The sequence below is a fragment of the Serratia sp. TSA_105.2 genome, from assembly GCF_052692115.1.
In genome coordinates this window covers 77424-93109 of the sequence record NZ_JBQZFT010000012.1, presented here as the reverse complement: position 1 = coordinate 93109, position 15686 = coordinate 77424, and the positions used below count along the sequence as shown (strand labels likewise).

Below are 15686 nucleotides of genomic sequence, written 5' to 3'. Positions count from 1 at the left end.
AGCGCGGCCTTGTTGCGGGAGCATGGCGGGGGAGATCTCTGCGTCGCTGCCGCGTTGCACAATTTTGGCGCACCGCTGCACCCGATGGGGGCAAAAAGCGTGATAGCGAGCAAAGGGGGGGAAATTATTTTTGCGAGCCCGATCAGAAATTCTAAAGTTTTTCGTAATTGAATAGGATTTCGCGCGCAATGATGATTTTAGGCCTTATTTTTTAATTTATGCATTACCAATGCATAGAAAATGAATAAATATTCATTATAAGCCGTTGTTTTAACGTAAAAAATAGCAAAATACGGCAAAAATCCCGTTTTGGCACGATAGCTGCTCTACACTCTTTATCAAACGACATGTATTTTAACTGCTCGTTAACATTTACTCCCCGTTCAGGGACCGGATATACGCCATAAATAGTGAAAAATCGATTTTATGTAACAGATTTGTTTCTAAATCAGCGGTAAGGGACAGCATTTTCTCCGCCGGGAAAGTCGGTTTTGAACAACGGTTTTTTTTCATTGTGGCGGCCTAGCCGGGCTTGAACGGTCCTTACAGTCAAAATTCAGCCTTTGCTGAGATTATGAGGTCACTATGGAACAGCCAATCGCAGTTACCCGCCAGTCTTTCGATGACTGGATGGTCCCGGTTTATGCCCCTGCCGATTTTATTCTGGTGCGGGGAGAAGGATCGCAGGTGTGGGATCAGCAGGGTAAGTCTTACATCGATTTCGCCGGCGGCATCGCGGTTAACGCGTTGGGGCATGCGCACCCGGCGGTCAAGGCGGCGCTGGTGGAGCAGGCGGGCAAACTGTGGCATCTGGGCAATGGCTATACCAACGAACCGGTGCTGCGCCTGGCCAAAAAGCTGATCGACGCCACCTTCGCCGACAAGGTGTTCTTCTGTAACTCGGGCGCTGAAGCCAACGAAGCGGCGCTGAAACTGGCGCGCAAGCATGCGCACGACCAGCACGGCGCCGGTAAAGATCAGATTGTGGCGTTCAACAACGCGTTCCACGGTCGCACGCTGTTTACCGTGTCCGCCGGCGGCCAGCCAAAATATTCGCAGGATTTTGCGCCGCTGCCGGGCGGTATCACCCATACGCCGTATAACGATCTGGCCGCGGCGGCCGAGCTTATCAACGATCGCACCTGTGCGGTGATCGTCGAGCCGATCCAGGGCGAAGGCGGCGTGCTGCCGGCGGAAGCCAGTTTCCTGCAGGGGCTGCGTGAGCTGTGCGATCGTCATAATGCGCTGCTGATCTTCGATGAAGTGCAAACCGGCGTCGGCCGCACCGGCCATCTGTATGCCTACATGCAGTACGGCGTGGTGCCGGACGTGCTGACCACCGCCAAAGCGCTGGGCGGCGGCTTCCCGATCGGCGCCATGCTGACCACTGATGCACTGGCGAAAACGCTGGGCGTCGGCACCCACGGCACCACTTACGGCGGCAACCCGCTGGCGACGGCGGTGGCGGGGGCGGTGTTCTCCATCATCAACACCCCGGAAGTGCTGGAAGGCGTCAAACAGCGTCAACAGTGGTTTATCGACGGGTTGAACGACATCAACCGCCAGTACCCGATCTTCGCCGAGATCCGCGGCGGCGGTTTGCTGATCGGCTGCCAATTGACGAAAGACTATGCCGGCAAAGCGAAGCAGATCACCCAACTGGCCAATGAAGAAGGCGTTATCGCGCTGATCGCCGGCCCGGACGTGGTGCGTTTCACGCCGTCGCTGATCATCCCTGAGCAGGATGTGAAAGAGGGGCTGGCGCGATTCGCGCGCGCCGTGGCGCGCATTTGCAGCTAATCAGCGGGCTGCGCCTTCACCGGCGCAGCCTGATTCAGAAGAGGTTCGCATTATGATGATTATTCGCCCTATAGAGCGTCGCGATCTGGCGGATTTACTGACGCTGGCCGGTAAATCCGGCATCGGTCTCACTTCACTGCCGCAAAATGAAGATACCCTGTCGGCACGCATTGAGCGGGCGTTAAAAACCTGGCAAGGCGAACTTCCGCAAAGTGACCAGTGTTATTTGTTCGTGTTGGAAGACAGCGAGCGCCGTCAGGTGGTCGGGGTCTGCGCGATCGAAGTGGCTGTCGGCCTGGCGGAACCCTGGTACAGCTTCCGCGTCGGCACGCAGGTGCACGCTTCCAAACAGCTGAACGTCTATAAATCGGTGCCGACGCTGTTCCTCAGCAACGACCACACCGGCCATTCGGAGCTGTGCACGTTGTTCCTCGATCCGGATTATCGTCACGGCGAGAACGGCAAGCTGCTGTCGAAGGTGCGTTTCCTGTTTATTGCCGCGTTCCGTGAGCGTTTCTCCCGGCGCCTGATCGCCGAGATGCGCGGTTTCTCCGATGAAAACGGCCGATCGCCGTTCTGGGAGAGCGTCGGGCGTCATTTCTTCTCCATCGAGTTCGCCAAGGCGGACTACCTGAGCGGCACCGGGCAAAAGGCGTTTATCGCCGAGCTGATGCCGAAACACCCGCTGTATGTCGATTTCCTGGCCGAAGACGCGCAGAAAGTCATCGGCGAGGTGCATCCGCAAACCCTGCCGGCGCGCCGATTGCTGGAGGCGGAAGGCCTGAGCTATCAGGGCTACGTCGATATTTTCGACGGCGGCCCGACGCTGGAAGCCGAGATCGACCACATCCGCGCGGTGAAGCAGAGCCGCCTGGTGAAAGTGGTACTGGATGACACGCCGATGCGCGCCGATGCGCCGGTGCATCTGGTGGCCAACGACAACTATCAGAACTACCGCGCACTGTTGGTCAATGCCGAACTGTATGACGACCGCCTGCATATCAACGCCGCCACCGCTGCGGCACTGGGCGTCGAGCAGGGCAGCCCGGTGCGGGTACTCCCCCTTATTGCACAGGAGAAAGCATGATGTCTCATCCTGCACTGTTGATTAACGGCGTCTGGCGGCAGGGCCGCGGCGCCGAGTTCGGCAAGGCCGATCCGGTCGGCAACCAGCCACTGTGGCGCGCTAACGCCGCCGATACCGACGACGTCGCCGCCGCCTGCGAGGCCGCACGCGCCGCGTTCCCGGCCTGGGCACGTACGCCGTTCGAGCAGCGCGAACAGTTGGTAAAACGCTTCGCCGCCTTGCTGGAAGAACACAAGCAGTCGCTGGCGGAAACCATCAGCCGCGAGACCGGCAAACCGCGCTGGGAAACGCTGACCGAAATTCAGGCGATGATCGGCAAGGTGGGCATTTCGCTGCAGGCCTATCAGACGCGTACCGGCTTTAGTCAGACGGCGATGGCCGACGGCGCCTCGGTGCTGCGCCATCGTCCGCACGGCGTGTTGGCGGTGTTCGGGCCTTACAACTTCCCCGGCCATCTGCCGAACGGCCATATCGTGCCGGCGCTGTTGGCCGGTAACTGTGTGGTATTCAAACCGAGCGAGCTGACGCCGCTGACCGCCGAGGAGACCCTGAAGCTGTGGCAGCAGGCCGGTCTGCCGGACGGGGTGATCAATCTGGTGCAAGGCGGCCGCGAAACCGGCGAAGCGCTGGCGGCCAGTGCGGATATCGATGGCCTGCTGTTCACCGGCAGCGCCGGTACCGGCTATCACCTGCATCGCCAATTGGCCGGGCAGCCGGAAAAGATCCTGGCGCTGGAGATGGGCGGCAACAATGCGCTGATCGTCGACGGTTTCAACGATCGCGATGCGGCGGTCAACCTGGCTATCCAATCGGCGTTTATCTCCGCCGGCCAACGCTGCACCTGCTCACGCCGTATTCTGGTGAAGCAGGGGGCGGAAGGCGATGCCTTTATTGCGCGTTTGGTCCAGGTGGCGGGCGAACTGCAGGTCGGCCGCTGGGATGCCGAACCGCAGCCGTTCATGGGCGGGGTGGTGTCGGCAGCCGCGGCGGAAAACATGCTGAAAGCGCAGCAACACTTGCTGGCGTTGGGCGGCAAATCGCTGCTGACCATGCGCCTGCTGGAGCCTGGTAGCTCGCTGCTCAGCCCGGGCATCGTCGATCTGACCGGCGTGGCCGGCGTACCGGACGAAGAGTACTTCGGGCCGTTGACCACCATCGTGCGTTATCGCGATTTCGACGAGGCGCTGCAGCTGGCCAACCGGACGCGCTACGGCCTGTCGGTGGGGCTGGTATCGCCGCAGCGCGAGCTGTTCGAGCGATTGCTGCTGGAAGCGCGCGCCGGCATCGTCAACTGGAATAAGCCGCTGACCGGGGCGTCCAGCGCGGCGCCGTTCGGTGGCGTGGGCGCCTCCGGCAACCATCGCCCAAGCGCCTTCTATGCGGCGGACTATTGCGCCTGGCCGATGGCTTCGCTGGAAAGCGAAAGCCTGTCGCTGCCGGCGACGCTCTCGCCGGGCTTGTCGTTCCGTTAATCGTCTGCGGCGGCGCGATGGCGCCGCCGCACGCTATCCCCAGGGGATGAACATGTCAGGATATGAAGTCAATTTCGACGGTTTGGTGGGGCCCACGCACCACTATGCCGGGCTGTCGTTCGGCAACGAGGCGTCGACGCAGCATCAAAACAGCGTATCGAACCCGAAGCTGGCAGCGAAACAAGGTTTGCTGAAGATGAAGGCGCTGGCCGATCTCGGTTTCCAGCAAGGGGTATTGCCGCCGCAGGAACGGCCGCATTTGCCGATGCTGCGCCGCCTGGGCTTCAGCGGCAGCGATGAGGCGGTGCTGGCGCAGGCGATGCGTCAGTCGCCGCGCCTGCTGTCGGCGCTCAGCTCGGCGTCGTGCATGTGGACCGCCAATGCGGCCACCGTGTCGCCCTCGGCGGACAGCGCCGACGGCAAGGTGCATTTCACCGCCGCCAACCTGAATAACAAATTCCACCGCGCCATCGAAGCAGAAACCACCACCGCCGTATTGCGGGCGATGTTCAGCGACGATCGGCATTTCGCCCACCATGAGGCGCTGCCGCAGGTGGCGTTGTTCGGTGACGAAGGGGCGGCCAACCACAACCGTTTGGGCGGCGACTACGCCAGGCGCGGCGTGCAGGTGTTCGTCTACGGTCGGCAGGAGTTCGGCGGCGAAACGGCACCGGCGCGTTATCCGGCGCGCCAGACGCGCGAAGCCGGCGAGGCGATCGCTCGCCTGCATCAGTTGGACGAGCAGCATACGGTCTTCGTGCAGCAAAACCCGGCGGTGATCGATCAGGGCGTGTTCCATAACGACGTGATTGCGGTCAGCAACCAGAACGTGCTGTTCCACCATCAGCAGGCGTTTTACCGCCAGCAACAGGCGCTGGATGAAGTGCGCCGCAAGATGGCGACGCTGGACAGCGAGCTGGTGGCGATAGAAGTGCCGACGGAGCGCGTCTCGGTGGCGGACGCGGTGGCGACCTACCTGTTCAACAGCCAAATTCTTACCAAGTCGAACGGCAAGATGATGATCGTGGTGCCGGAAGAGTCGCGCCAGCACGCCGGCGTGTGGCGTTATCTGAACGACATGGTCGGCAGCGGCGGCCCGATCGATGAAATCCGCGTGTTTGACCTGCGCGAAAGCATGCGCAACGGCGGCGGCCCGGCCTGCCTGCGGCTGCGGGTGGCGCTTAACGAGCAGGAGCTGCGGGCGGTGAACCCGCGCGTGATGATGAACGATCGGCTGTTCACAACGTTGAACGAGTGGGTCGATCGCCATTACCGCGATCGCCTGACGCAAGATGATCTGGCCGATCCGCTGTTGCTGCGCGAAGGGCGCGAGGCGCTGGATTCGCTGACGTCGATCCTCGGTCTTGGTTCCATCTATCCATTCCAACGCTAAGGGAGGCGGCATGATCGATCTACTGCCCCTGACGCTGGAAGGGAACGAACCTGTCGAATGGCAGGGTGAAACGCCACTGCTGCGCTGGCGCTGGCAGGGGGAAGGGGTGCTGGAGCTCACGCCGCGGCAGCCATACAGCCAGGCGATGGTGATGTCGGCGGGCGTGCACGGCAACGAAACCGCGCCGATCGAACTGCTCAATCAGCTGGTCGGCGACCTGCTGACCGGCCGGTTGCCGCTGAGGGTGCGGCTGTTGGTGGTGCTGGGCAATCCGGCGGCGATGCGGGCCGGCAAGCGTTATCTGCACAGCGATATGAACCGCATGTTCGGCGGCCGCTACCGCAACTTCGCCGCCAGCGGCGAAACCGTGCGCGCACAGCAGCTGGAGCGTACGCTTGCCGCCTTTTTCGATGGGGAACAGGCGGCGCGTTTCCATTACGATTTGCACACCGCCATCCGTGAATCGCGGTTGCCACGCTTCGGCATTTTGCCCTTCCAGAAACGCCCGTACAGTGAGCCGATGTTGAAGCTGTTGGATGCCGCCGATTTGGATGCGCTGGTGGTGCACAGCGCGCCGGGCGGGACTTTTAGCCATTACTCCAGTGAACATCTTAATGCGGCGAGCTGTACGCTCGAGTTGGGCAAAGCGCGGCCGTTCGGCAGCAACGATCTGCAGCAGTTCGCCGCCATCGATCGCGCTCTGCGGGCGGCGGTCAGCGAGGGGGCATTGCCGGCGCGTGCGGGCGACGAGATTCGGGTTTTCCGCGTGATGCACTCGTTGATCAAGCACAGCGAAGAGTTCAAGCTGTACCTGGATGATGACACGGCCAATTTCACCGAACTGAAGCCGGGCATGTTGCTGTGCGAGCAGCCGCAGGAGGACTATCGCGTTGGCCCAGAGGGGGCGTGGATACTGTTCCCTAACCCCAATGTGGCGCTGGGCCTGCGCGCCGGTATGTTGTTGAACGAGGTTTCCCGCTCTACGCTGTATTGATTTATCCACGGCGGCGCCGTCAGCGCGCCGCCGTTATTCCCTTCATTATTTTACTCTGCTATTTACCGCTATTTTAATTGCAGTAAGGCGAATTTTATTCGTTCCGAAGATATTCATTTATGCGAATGAATAAAAGGCAGTGCCAGATGATTAGCTGAAAGCCTTAATTGCCTGGTGAGTTTGTTAAGATAAAAATGTGAAATAAGTAACGTTTTTAATAACCATGCTAATTTTGTTGTTACTTTTGAATCGCGCAGAAAGCACGCAAAACGAAACCAAGATGCACTATTTTGGTGCGATGCACCATTTTGGTTATAACTTATGTGATAAAATATTCTTATATTCAATGAGTTGAGTGGTTTCTTTTTTGTAATATTTAGTTACAAATAAACATGCTTTCTCCTCGTTGTTTCATGAACTTTTTGATTTTAAGTTTTGATTCATGATGCTAATGTCACATCACCCCCGCATTAGGGGAGCTCATAAAATACCAAAAGATAAAATCACAGCCCAAATTATAAATTGGGCGTGACGGGCAGGGTTCTAATTATAATATCTAGGAAAATAAATGATGAAACGCAGTGTATTAGCCTTAGCTGTCGCCCTCGGGGCGATCACCTCCTTCGCCAACGCGGCTGAAATCTACAATAAGGATGGCAATAAACTCGACCTGTACGGCCGTGTTAACGCCAAGCATTATTTCAGCGACAGTAAATCCAACGACGGCGATATGACCTATGTTCGTCTGGGCTTCAAAGGCGAAACGCAAATCAATGACCAGCTGACCGGTTACGGCCAGTGGGAATACAACGTTCAGGCCAATCACGACGAAGCGCAGGGCACCGCCGGCACCAAAACGCGTCTGGGCTTCGCGGGGCTGAAGTTCGGCAACTACGGTTCTTTCGATTACGGCCGCAACTACGGGGTGGTCTATGATGCCGAGGCTTACACCGACATGCTGCCGGAATTCGGCGGCGACTCCTACAGCTATACCGATAACTTTATGACCGCCCGCTCCAACGGTTTGGCCACCTACCGTAACCGTGATTTCTTCGGCTTGGTGGAAGGCTTGAACCTGGCGGTGCAGTACCAGGGTAAAAACGACGGCGACGGCCGCAGCGTCAGCAAGCAAAACGGCGACGGTTACGGCCTGTCTCTGGACTATCAGGACATCGGCGGTTCCGGCATCGGCGTAGCGGCGGCGTTCTCTGACTCCAACCGCACCAGCAAGCAGAAAGAGCTGCAGTATGGTAAGGGCGACAGCGCCACCGCATGGACCACCGCGGTGAAATACGACGCCAACCAGGTTTACCTGGCTGCGATGTATGCCGAAACCCGTAACATGACGCCGATCAGCGTCAATGGCACTTCCGGCTTCGCCAATAAAACGCAAAACTTCGAAGTTGTGGCCCAGTATCAATTCGAGAACGGCCTGCGTCCTTCCGTGGCCTACGTGCAGTCCAAAGGCAAGGATATCGAAGGGATCGGTGATGCCGACCTGGTGAAATACGTGGAAGTGGGGGCGACTTACTACTTCAACAAAAATATGTACACCTACGTCGATTATCAAATCAACCAGCTGAGCGACGATAACAAACTGAAACTGGCCAACGATGATATCGTTGCCGTCAGCTTGACGTATCGCTTCTAAGCGGCAATTTCATTACCTTCATCCTGTGTCGGGATTGGTAATCAGGCAGGGCGCAAGCCCTGCCTTAGCTTGCTGACAAAAAAGGGAAAAGCGTGGTTTTTCCTTCTCTGTGGTGAGCCGCCGAAAATCAATGAATTGATTTTTCTTTTTTAAATGTTCTCTTCGATAAACCTGGCAATGCCATCAGGTTTGTCATTAACCTCAGGCAGGGCGCAAGCCCCGCCTTTGTTTTATCGGGATCTCAGCTTTTGGGCGCCAACCCGACCAGCTCAATGGCGGAACGCAGCGCGGCGAAACGTTGCTGATCCTGCTCACGCTCTATTTCGTTCACCAGCTGTGAAAGAATATTGCCGCCGGATACTTTTTTATGGTTTTGGATTAACTGCAATACTGCGTCGCCTAACGCCAGGCTGACGTCGCGCAGCAGAGTTTCATATTGCTCGTTGGAATGAGCCGGTGCTGGCATGACCTTTCTCTGCCTCTCTCTTCTTCGGGAGACGCAATTTAGCAAAACAGCGGCCTTATGCCTCGGAGGAAGACGAAGTTTCCGATGAAATCAGAAATTCCTCAGCATCGCGCGGGGAGGGAATTAAAAATCCGAATATTCGCTGGCTGGCAACCAGAAACCGTCGATAAACTCTTCCATGGGATAACAGCCGGCATGTCGCAAGTTCTGTTCCTTCATCGCGACCAGGCATTGCGGCTCGTCACGCAATATGTCGACCACCATTTCACTGCAGCCACCATCCAGATAACAGACAAACATCACCAATGCGTACATCGTTGCACGCCTCCTTCGTCGAGTTGCCTTGTCTGCAACAGTGTAGGTAAAAAAGCGCGATTTTTCAGCATCATTGCGCGATTAATCACCATTGAAACGCCGCTGACGACACTTTCGGAATACTCTAACCGTTTCTGACGCCGTGAGCGGATGGCATATCCTTTTGTCGATGCTAAGCTTAACAAGCCTTACTTAAACGCATTAGTGAAACCATCAAAAGGAGTGAATATGGGCTTGTTTAACTTCGTCAAAGAAGCGGGAGAAAAACTGTGGGACACAGTCACCGGCAATGCCTCCGCCGAAGATCAAGGCGCCAAACTCAAGGAGCATCTCGATAAGAGCGGCTTGCCGGGCACCGACAAAGTCGAGGTGCAGGTGATCGATGGTAAAGCCGTAGTGACCGGCGACGCCGTCAGCCAGGAGTTAAAAGAGAAGATTCTGGTGGCGATTGGCAACGTGGCGGGTATCAGCGGCGTGGAAGACAAGGTGGCGGTGGCGCAATCCGATGCCGAGAGCCGCTTCTATACCGTGAAGAAGGGCGATACGCTGAGCGCGATCTCTAAAGAGATGTACGGCAACGCCAATCTGTACAACAAGATTTTCGAAGCCAACAAGCCGATGCTGTCGAGCCCGGACAAGATTTATCCGGGGCAGGTGTTGCGTATCCCGCAATAACGCGTTGGCTTGCCATAGCCCGGTTACGTACCGGGCTTTTTTTTGTCCTCTGCAATAGGCGTCTCTTATTTCTCTGCGATCCCCATGCCAGTTACATCTCCCCTGTGTCCCTGCTCGCTCGCCGGGAGGGGGTGGTGTTGACCCTGATGGGGAAAATTGATAGCGTCATCCCCCGGTTGAGGCCGGAACGACCAAGGCGGCAACGTTGGCGCCTTATTCTGAGGGGATGTTTTGCCCCGTCAAACAGCAATGCAGCAGTTGAACGAGTGAAAACCGATTTAGTGAAACAACAGCGTAACGCCTCAACGGATAAAAATTATCGAGAAACCTTGGGTGATGCGCAATTTGCGATCGTCGTGTTGGCGGTGGCGTCCTGCTCACTGATTATCTTTACGCTGGCGGTCACGCTGTGGGTGACCTGACGCGATTAACTAGGGGAGATAAAATGGAGCCTAATCTCCATGATGAAACCAAACTGCTGGCGATCATCGGCCTGTTGGTGTCCGTGCTGCTGGTGGTATCAATTCTCTTTGGCGTGACCTTTTTCTCCGATCTCAGGCACGCGCACGACGATATAGACATCAAGAGCTGCTATATCAAAGCGTCCTGATCCGCGCGAACGCGCCTGAGCGTCGCCGCTCTGTCGGGGATCTGTCCTGTGTTAAGCTTGGGCGGTTACCCTTGGCGAATCGGCGCCATTCAGGAGGTCTTTGCGATGAGTCAGTCACGTCCTACGCTCTCTTCACCTTCACGCGAGTGCCCCGTCGTTGACGGCGTGCGCCAGATACAACGTATTGCCGTGCGTAACGCCGAAGTGGGAGGCATTCCGATCAACCGTGCGTTGCCAACTCGGGAGCGGCGTACCGTTGGCGCTTGGTGTTTTCTCGATCACGCCGGGCCGACGGTATTCAACGGCGCCTCGCCCGGTATGGATGTGGGGCCGCATCCGCACATCGGGCTGCAAACGTTCACCTGGATGATAGAGGGGGAGGTGCTGCACCGAGACAGCCTCGGCAGTGAGCAGGTGATTCGCCCGGGTCAGGTTAACCTGATGACCGCAGGGCACGGCATTGCGCATACGGAACAGTCGGTGGGTGAGCAACGGCGATTGCATGCTGCGCAATTATGGATCGCGCTGCCGGCCGAACATGCCAATATGGCGCCACGCTTCGATCATTATCCTGACTTGCCGCAATGGCAGAATAACGGCGTGAATCACCGTTTGTTGGTCGGGGAATTTGGCGCTTACCGTTCACCGGTGTTTACTCTTTCGCCATTAATCGCCATTGATCTGGAATGGGAGGAAGCGGCGAGAATCGAATTGCCGCTGCGCGATGATGATGAAGTCGGCTTTTTGCCCCTTATTGGTGCATTTGAACTTAATGGTGAAACCTTTTCACCTGATGAGTTCGCCTATTTGGGCATGAAGAATAACTCTATTGGGTTAAGTGCGCAGAAGGGCAGCCGGGGATTATTGATCGGTGGGGCGCCATTAAACGAAGAGATCCTTATCTGGTGGAATTTCGTTGGCCATACCAAGGCTGAAATTACTCGGGCTCAGCATGATTGGGAACAAGGCGCACCGCGTTTCCCGGCGGTTAGCGGTTATTCTGGTGAGCGCATGACCGCACCGCGCCTGCCCTGGAGCGATGTTTGATAGCGTTCGGCTATAATCGCCGCGATTATTCGGTTTATTTCGCTCTAATAAGGCGTAATTAGTGTGATCGCGGCTCCAGCTTTACGACAATATAAGGTTTCTCGGCGGAAAAGTGATCTGGCGCAAATAATGACAACGAGAAGAAGTTTAGGATAATCCTCAGGAAGTCAAGTTGTCTCCCGTTAGTCAGATGTCAGTGAGGTCATTATGAGCCAGGTACTTTATCGTGCAAGACTGTCCCATGTCGTGGTTGCCACGGCGCTGTTTTGGGTCTCTGTCGCGGCATTGTTGGTCGCCGTATTAAACTAACCTCAGAAAATGACTCCTGCATAAACCCGCTTCGGCGGGTTTTTTTATCTCCGCCGATGGGGAGGTGAGAGGTAGCGTTTATAATTAATGACATCTTAAATAAATGACAGGGACCATCATGAAGCTGTTTGCCGATATTTTGCTGCTGCTCATCGCAGCGCTCCATCTTTATATCCTGGTGCTGGAAATGTTCTTGTGGCGTACGCCACTCGGCAGGCGCGCATTCGGCACGACGGCGGAGTTCGCCGCAGCCACGCGAGTGTTGGCCGCCAATCAAGGGTTGTACAACGGCTTTCTGACGTTGGGGTTGGTATGGAGCTACTGGCGTGGGGATATGGCACTGCAGCTGTTCTTTCTCGGGTGTGTGTTGGCGGCCGGGGTGTTCGGCGGGTTGACCGCCAGCCGCAAAATTCTGTGGGTGCAGGCGCTGCCGGCCGCGATCGCGATACTGGCTGTCTGGGGGGCGCGTTAACCCGTCGGTTTGCGGCGGGCGTCAGGCGGATTTTTGGTGAATGACGTGCAAAGGCGGAGCGATGTGCAGATCGACGCTCAAGTCCTGACGGAAATCATAGGGCGTGATATTAAAACGCTTTCTGAACATGTAGGTGAAGTGGGACTGTGAACCGAAGCCAAAGTCCAGGGCGATATCGAAGATCGACGCTTCACTGCTGCGCAGTTGATAGACCGCGCCGGCCAGACGGCGTTCGCGAATGTATTTGCCGAGCGAAATCCCTGTCGCTTCTTTGAACAACTTCTGCATGTGCCACAGCGAGTAGCCGGAATATTCGGCCAGCTCTTCGAGATGGATCACTCGTCCGAGGTGAGTTTCGACCCATTTGCTGAGGGCGCAGACCAACGAGAGGTGGTGTTCTTGTATCATCAGTGCGTCAGTGTGAGACCTACATAGCGGTGAAGTATACACAACTTGCCGCCGTGGACAAAAACGCAGCCGGTGACGGGGGGGAAATTATTCGGAAAAACCGTTTAACCGCCGCTTGTCAGCCGAAAGGAAAAACGGCTAATCTGAGACTGTCGCCGCCGCGGTGGGGGACGCAAAGCAGGCCGCAGCAAGTAACCGCCAAAACAGAGTCAGCCGTAACAACTCAACGTTGATGGGGTGATCGCATGTTAATGACAGTGATTATTACTCTGGTTGTAATCGTGGGCGTCGGCGCTTTTATGGCGATGCCGGTGATGAACATGAAAAATGCGGAAGGTGTAGGAGGTGAAGAACCGTGAGAGCAAAAGACATTGCACGCCGCTGAGCGGGGCGATCGCTAATCGGGAAAGCCTGGGTCAGAAACCCGGGCTTTTTGTTGCGTAACCGCTCAAACGTTTTTCCGCTCGACGGTTTCCTCTCCCCAATAAAGCTGGTCGGCGGTGGTTTTGGCAAAGGCCTTCTCCAGCGCTTCGTCGCTGCCTTCTTCCCAGATTTTCTGCGCCAACACTTCGTCGTTCCCTGCCAGCTCAAAAATGGCTTCGGCGATTTCCACCGAAGTTTCACGCACTGTCGCCCAGGATTTCACATTGTGATTCGCCATAACTTTCTCCTGTTGGTTGTGGCTGTGGGTGGTTTTACCACTGTCATGCTGCAAGTATAGGCTAATCCGCCGCAGGCTTTTGCCCGGCGGTGCGCAGAAGGGGGAAAAAAATGGGGATAGCGGGCAATGGCGCGGACGTCATGCTATTCTGTGCGGCGTTTGAATCAAGAGGGAAAGTTATTATGTCTGACATGCTGAGCAACGAGCAGGAACTGGCTTCCGATCTGGTCGCTTGCCAACTGGTCATCAAACAGATTCTGGACGTTATCGACGTGATTGCGCCGACCGAAGTGCGCGACAAGATGGCGGGTCAGCTCAAAAGCATCGATTTCTCCACGCACCCTGCAGGTGCCGATCCGGTGACCCGCCGAGCGATTGACAAGGCGATTGCGCTGATCGAAATGAAGTTTACCCGCAACTGAGGCGGGGCCGCCGCAGAGCGGCGGCGTCGGGCGGTGGCGGTTAATCCACCACCGTTTCGATTTTCTTGAACAGCGGGCAGTCGGCTACGCCGATGAAACCGTTGTCGCCATTCACATACTGGGCGATCGCCACGTTGCGCGCCGTCAGGTATTTGCACTGCAATCCCAACCCGCCAACGTTTTTGTTGCTACCGATCAGCACGCCGTAGCCCGAGATCAAAAAGCCGCCGTAAATTACCGCCAACACCACTACCCACTTAATCAATCTGCTCATTGTGCTTCCTCGTTGTCCCTGAGAGGGCATCTAGCCACGGCACCTCTGCGAGAGCAAGGGTAACAGTCTGAAAACCGGGCGATAGCCAGAAATCTAAACGACAAGTTAAACTTCGTTTAACTTCGTTGTGATAACATGCGCGATAGATTACCCAGATAACAATGAGGCTGCTAAATTTGTTGCGAAAAAAAATCCTCGTGATAATGACGGCCGTCGCTGCCTGCCTGTTTTTCTACCTGCTGGCGCTGGACAGCTATTGCGACGATGGTGGAAATTTTGCGTTGGGCATCTGTTCGGTGACCCGCTTCGTGCCCTGGTAAGCAATTTTTGGCGGGGATGTTCGCACGGCCGCCGCGAGTGTTAAGATGGCGGCCTGAATGTCGCAGTAGATAGGGTTGTCCATGTACGATTTAGGTTTTGGCCAGAACGGCCTGTTGTCGCTGGCCCTCGCCGCCGTGGCGTTGCTGGCCGGGCTGTGGGTTTGGTTTCTGGTGAACCGCGCCAGCGTGCGCGCCAACGAGCAGATTCGTCTGCTGCAGGAGATTGCCGAGCAACAACGCCAACAAACGGCGCTGTTGAAACGCCTGGCGCACCGCGCTGGTGCTGATGGCGGCGATGCTGCTGACGACGACGATCTCAGCCCCGCGCTGGATTTCAAAGGTTTTATCCCCGAACGTTAAGCATGATGCTCCGGCCGGCGGCAGCGCCGCCGGGGCGCCTCAGTAAAACACCATGCCCTGATACGGTTTTTCCCGGCATGCCGCCAGGCGGCTGGCCAGATCGCCGGCATGGATCTCCAATTGATGCCCGTCAGGATCGAGAAAATAGAGCGATTCGCCTTCGCTGCGATTGCTTTTCCACTCTTTGACGCCGTTCTGGCGCAGCCGCTCGCTGACCCGCTCAATGTGTTCCGGCGCTACGCTGAAAGCGTAATGAGTGTAATCGCGCTCGCGTTGTTGCGTACGCGATTCATCCAGCGACAGGCACAGCCACAACGGCCCCAACGAAAGATAGGCGCCGCCTTGCCAGCGGGCGTGCGGGGTAAACCCCAACAGATGACGATAAAATTCGAAACTGCGATCGAGATCGCTGACGGCGAGCGTCAGGTGATTGAGGCCGGTCAACATGCATGCATTTCCTGGGCGCTGAACAGAGGGAAAAGTGTACGCAGGCGCTAAGGAAAGATAAAGGGGACAAAGCATTAGTAGAGATAATGTGAAAACCGGCGGCGCTGTCATAAAACTGTCGTACAGACATCGTAATGTAGCGCGAACCTTACGAAAGATGGATAAAGCCGATGATTAAATGGTACGAAGAAAGCGATGCCGAAGTGAACCGCAGCATCGCGCTGCTAACCGGGGAGAACCCGGACAAGTGGTATCCCTACGGTGGTGTGAAAGGTAAAGATTACTGCAAGAATCCCTCCGATGCCTGGCCGATCATTTGCGCCAACAAAATCAGTCTGAACCCCGACAACCAAAGCGACAGCCCGCAGTGGCAGGCACGCATGAGCACCCAGGGCGGTGAATGGCAGGCGGACAGCGCCAGCCCGCTGCGCGCGGCGATGATCTGCTTCCTGATGAGCCGACAGGCTAACTGAGTCGAACAATACCGGTGATTGGTAAGAGTT

Annotated in this window: 21 protein-coding genes; 15 read left to right on the top strand and 6 right to left on the bottom strand. The window is 56.7% G+C overall.

Annotation, left to right across the window (positions count from 1 at the left end; all coding sequences use genetic code 11):
* Nucleotides 1–585 precede the first annotated feature (585 nt).
* The 6 genes from ACUTSC_RS22840 to ompC all read left to right on the top strand — a co-directional run bounded on the left by ACUTSC_RS22840 (nucleotide 586) and on the right by ompC (nucleotide 8397).
* Entirely contained in the window at nucleotides 586–1800 is a 1215-nt protein-coding gene (locus tag ACUTSC_RS22840; protein ID WP_197767883.1) for a bifunctional succinylornithine transaminase/acetylornithine transaminase, read from the top strand.
* Between the two features lie 52 nt (nucleotides 1801–1852).
* A complete protein-coding gene (astA, locus tag ACUTSC_RS22835) occupies nucleotides 1853–2887 on the top strand; it encodes an arginine N-succinyltransferase (RefSeq protein ID WP_197767882.1) in 1035 nt (344 codons plus the stop codon).
* Nucleotides 2887–4359 (top strand): succinylglutamate-semialdehyde dehydrogenase, encoded by a 1473-nt coding sequence (gene astD / locus ACUTSC_RS22830; protein ID WP_197768048.1) that lies wholly within the window; start codon nucleotides 2887–2889, stop codon nucleotides 4357–4359. The genes astA and astD overlap by 1 nt, the downstream gene beginning before the upstream one ends.
* A 52-nt stretch (nucleotides 4360–4411) precedes the next feature.
* Entirely contained in the window at nucleotides 4412–5752 is a 1341-nt protein-coding gene (gene astB / locus ACUTSC_RS22825; RefSeq protein ID WP_197767881.1) for an N-succinylarginine dihydrolase, read from the top strand.
* A 10-nt stretch (nucleotides 5753–5762) separates the two neighbouring features.
* Nucleotides 5763–6746, top strand: coding sequence for a succinylglutamate desuccinylase (gene astE / locus ACUTSC_RS22820; protein ID WP_197767880.1), 984 nt, complete (start codon nucleotides 5763–5765; stop codon nucleotides 6744–6746).
* Between the two features lie 568 nt (nucleotides 6747–7314).
* Complete coding sequence (gene ompC, locus ACUTSC_RS22815) at nucleotides 7315–8397, top strand: porin OmpC (RefSeq protein ID WP_443006851.1); 1083 nt, start codon at nucleotides 7315–7317, stop codon at nucleotides 8395–8397.
* A gap of 241 nt (nucleotides 8398–8638) precedes the next feature.
* Here ompC and ACUTSC_RS22810 read toward each other — a convergent pair whose 3' ends face one another.
* Together ACUTSC_RS22810 and ACUTSC_RS22805 are read right to left on the bottom strand one after the other, a co-directional pair.
* The gene (locus tag ACUTSC_RS22810) at nucleotides 8639–8863 is read right to left on the bottom strand and encodes a biofilm development regulator YmgB/AriR family protein (RefSeq protein WP_197767879.1); all 225 of its coding nucleotides are present in this window, start codon (nucleotides 8861–8863) and stop codon (nucleotides 8639–8641) included.
* A gap of 123 nt (nucleotides 8864–8986) precedes the next feature.
* Nucleotides 8987–9178, bottom strand: coding sequence for a YdfD/YebW family protein (locus tag ACUTSC_RS22805; RefSeq protein ID WP_004934567.1), 192 nt, complete (start codon nucleotides 9176–9178; stop codon nucleotides 8987–8989).
* Between the two features lie 228 nt (nucleotides 9179–9406).
* On the opposite strand from ACUTSC_RS22805, the gene lysM reads away from it, so the two are divergent.
* The 5 genes from lysM to ACUTSC_RS22780 all read left to right on the top strand — a co-directional run bounded on the left by lysM (nucleotide 9407) and on the right by ACUTSC_RS22780 (nucleotide 12291).
* Nucleotides 9407–9853, top strand: coding sequence for a peptidoglycan-binding protein LysM (gene lysM, locus ACUTSC_RS22800; protein ID WP_107226346.1), 447 nt, complete (start codon nucleotides 9407–9409; stop codon nucleotides 9851–9853).
* A 134-nt stretch (nucleotides 9854–9987) separates the two neighbouring features.
* The gene (locus ACUTSC_RS22795; protein ID WP_197768055.1) at nucleotides 9988–10275 is read left to right on the top strand and encodes a hypothetical protein; all 288 of its coding nucleotides are present in this window, start codon (nucleotides 9988–9990) and stop codon (nucleotides 10273–10275) included.
* Between the two features lie 23 nt (nucleotides 10276–10298).
* The gene (locus ACUTSC_RS22790) at nucleotides 10299–10463 is read left to right on the top strand and encodes a hypothetical protein (RefSeq protein ID WP_197767878.1); all 165 of its coding nucleotides are present in this window, start codon (nucleotides 10299–10301) and stop codon (nucleotides 10461–10463) included.
* A gap of 105 nt (nucleotides 10464–10568) precedes the next feature.
* Nucleotides 10569–11510: a pirin family protein gene (locus ACUTSC_RS22785; RefSeq protein ID WP_197767877.1), complete on the top strand. Its 942-nt coding sequence runs from the start codon at nucleotides 10569–10571 to the stop codon at nucleotides 11508–11510.
* A gap of 427 nt (nucleotides 11511–11937) precedes the next feature.
* The gene (locus ACUTSC_RS22780; RefSeq protein ID WP_197767876.1) at nucleotides 11938–12291 is read left to right on the top strand and encodes a DUF1304 family protein; all 354 of its coding nucleotides are present in this window, start codon (nucleotides 11938–11940) and stop codon (nucleotides 12289–12291) included.
* A gap of 21 nt (nucleotides 12292–12312) precedes the next feature.
* Here the strand turns inward: ACUTSC_RS22780 and ACUTSC_RS22775 are convergent, their stop codons facing one another.
* Together ACUTSC_RS22775 and ACUTSC_RS22770 are read right to left on the bottom strand one after the other, a co-directional pair.
* A complete protein-coding gene (locus ACUTSC_RS22775) occupies nucleotides 12313–12699 on the bottom strand; it encodes a helix-turn-helix domain-containing protein (RefSeq protein WP_063990191.1) in 387 nt (128 codons plus the stop codon).
* Between the two features lie 448 nt (nucleotides 12700–13147).
* On the bottom strand, nucleotides 13148–13360 hold the full coding sequence (locus ACUTSC_RS22770) for a YccJ family protein (RefSeq protein WP_004927694.1): 213 nt from the start codon (nucleotides 13358–13360) through the stop codon (nucleotides 13148–13150).
* A 182-nt stretch (nucleotides 13361–13542) separates the two neighbouring features.
* Here ACUTSC_RS22770 and ACUTSC_RS22765 point away from each other — a divergent pair, with 182 nt between their 5' ends.
* The gene (locus ACUTSC_RS22765; protein WP_004927692.1) at nucleotides 13543–13782 is read left to right on the top strand and encodes a DUF2766 family protein; all 240 of its coding nucleotides are present in this window, start codon (nucleotides 13543–13545) and stop codon (nucleotides 13780–13782) included.
* A gap of 40 nt (nucleotides 13783–13822) precedes the next feature.
* Here the strand turns inward: ACUTSC_RS22765 and ACUTSC_RS22760 are convergent, their stop codons facing one another.
* On the bottom strand, nucleotides 13823–14056 hold the full coding sequence (locus ACUTSC_RS22760; protein ID WP_049202099.1) for a YobH family protein: 234 nt from the start codon (nucleotides 14054–14056) through the stop codon (nucleotides 13823–13825).
* A gap of 161 nt (nucleotides 14057–14217) precedes the next feature.
* Here ACUTSC_RS22760 and ACUTSC_RS22755 point away from each other — a divergent pair, with 161 nt between their 5' ends.
* Entirely contained in the window at nucleotides 14218–14376 is a 159-nt protein-coding gene (locus ACUTSC_RS22755) for a PhoP/PhoQ regulator MgrB (protein ID WP_004927688.1), read from the top strand.
* A gap of 81 nt (nucleotides 14377–14457) precedes the next feature.
* Complete coding sequence (locus ACUTSC_RS22750) at nucleotides 14458–14736, top strand: YebO family protein (protein WP_197767875.1); 279 nt, start codon at nucleotides 14458–14460, stop codon at nucleotides 14734–14736.
* Nucleotides 14737–14775: 39 nt separating this feature from the next.
* Here the strand turns inward: ACUTSC_RS22750 and fos are convergent, their stop codons facing one another.
* Nucleotides 14776–15183, bottom strand: a complete 408-nt coding sequence (fos, locus tag ACUTSC_RS22745; RefSeq protein WP_197767874.1) for a fosfomycin resistance glutathione transferase — start codon at nucleotides 15181–15183, stop codon at nucleotides 14776–14778.
* 170 nt (nucleotides 15184–15353) lie between these two features.
* Between fos and ACUTSC_RS22740 the strand changes: the two genes are divergently transcribed.
* Nucleotides 15354–15656 carry a phage protein NinX family protein gene (locus tag ACUTSC_RS22740; protein WP_004927682.1) on the top strand — a complete coding sequence of 101 codons (303 nt, stop codon included), beginning with the start codon at nucleotides 15354–15356 and terminating at the stop codon, nucleotides 15654–15656.
* Nucleotides 15657–15686: the final 30 nt, after the last annotated feature.

What these genes read in the sequence shown, in the direction of transcription:
- ACUTSC_RS22840 (WP_197767883.1), top strand. Translation starts at nt 586, where the DNA reads ATGGAACAGCCAATCGCAGTTACCCGCCAGTCTTTCGATGACTGGATG.
- astA (WP_197767882.1), top strand. Translation starts at nt 1,853, where the DNA reads ATGATGATTATTCGCCCTATAGAGCGTCGCGATCTGGCGGATTTACTG.
- astD (WP_197768048.1), top strand. Translation starts at nt 2,887, where the DNA reads ATGTCTCATCCTGCACTGTTGATTAACGGCGTCTGGCGGCAGGGCCGC.
- astB (WP_197767881.1), top strand. Translation starts at nt 4,412, where the DNA reads ATGTCAGGATATGAAGTCAATTTCGACGGTTTGGTGGGGCCCACGCAC.
- astE (WP_197767880.1), top strand. Translation starts at nt 5,763, where the DNA reads ATGATCGATCTACTGCCCCTGACGCTGGAAGGGAACGAACCTGTCGAA.
- ompC (WP_443006851.1), top strand. Translation starts at nt 7,315, where the DNA reads ATGATGAAACGCAGTGTATTAGCCTTAGCTGTCGCCCTCGGGGCGATC.
- ACUTSC_RS22810 (WP_197767879.1), bottom strand. Translation starts at nt 8,863, where the DNA reads ATGCCAGCACCGGCTCATTCCAACGAGCAATATGAAACTCTGCTGCGC.
- ACUTSC_RS22805 (WP_004934567.1), bottom strand. Translation starts at nt 9,178, where the DNA reads ATGTACGCATTGGTGATGTTTGTCTGTTATCTGGATGGTGGCTGCAGT.
- lysM (WP_107226346.1), top strand. Translation starts at nt 9,407, where the DNA reads ATGGGCTTGTTTAACTTCGTCAAAGAAGCGGGAGAAAAACTGTGGGAC.
- ACUTSC_RS22790 (WP_197767878.1), top strand. Translation starts at nt 10,299, where the DNA reads ATGGAGCCTAATCTCCATGATGAAACCAAACTGCTGGCGATCATCGGC.
- ACUTSC_RS22785 (WP_197767877.1), top strand. Translation starts at nt 10,569, where the DNA reads ATGAGTCAGTCACGTCCTACGCTCTCTTCACCTTCACGCGAGTGCCCC.
- ACUTSC_RS22780 (WP_197767876.1), top strand. Translation starts at nt 11,938, where the DNA reads ATGAAGCTGTTTGCCGATATTTTGCTGCTGCTCATCGCAGCGCTCCAT.
- ACUTSC_RS22775 (WP_063990191.1), bottom strand. Translation starts at nt 12,699, where the DNA reads ATGATACAAGAACACCACCTCTCGTTGGTCTGCGCCCTCAGCAAATGG.
- ACUTSC_RS22770 (WP_004927694.1), bottom strand. Translation starts at nt 13,360, where the DNA reads ATGGCGAATCACAATGTGAAATCCTGGGCGACAGTGCGTGAAACTTCG.
- ACUTSC_RS22765 (WP_004927692.1), top strand. Translation starts at nt 13,543, where the DNA reads ATGTCTGACATGCTGAGCAACGAGCAGGAACTGGCTTCCGATCTGGTC.
- ACUTSC_RS22760 (WP_049202099.1), bottom strand. Translation starts at nt 14,056, where the DNA reads ATGAGCAGATTGATTAAGTGGGTAGTGGTGTTGGCGGTAATTTACGGC.
- ACUTSC_RS22755 (WP_004927688.1), top strand. Translation starts at nt 14,218, where the DNA reads ATGAGGCTGCTAAATTTGTTGCGAAAAAAAATCCTCGTGATAATGACG.
- ACUTSC_RS22750 (WP_197767875.1), top strand. Translation starts at nt 14,458, where the DNA reads ATGTACGATTTAGGTTTTGGCCAGAACGGCCTGTTGTCGCTGGCCCTC.
- fos (WP_197767874.1), bottom strand. Translation starts at nt 15,183, where the DNA reads ATGTTGACCGGCCTCAATCACCTGACGCTCGCCGTCAGCGATCTCGAT.
- ACUTSC_RS22740 (WP_004927682.1), top strand. Translation starts at nt 15,354, where the DNA reads ATGATTAAATGGTACGAAGAAAGCGATGCCGAAGTGAACCGCAGCATC.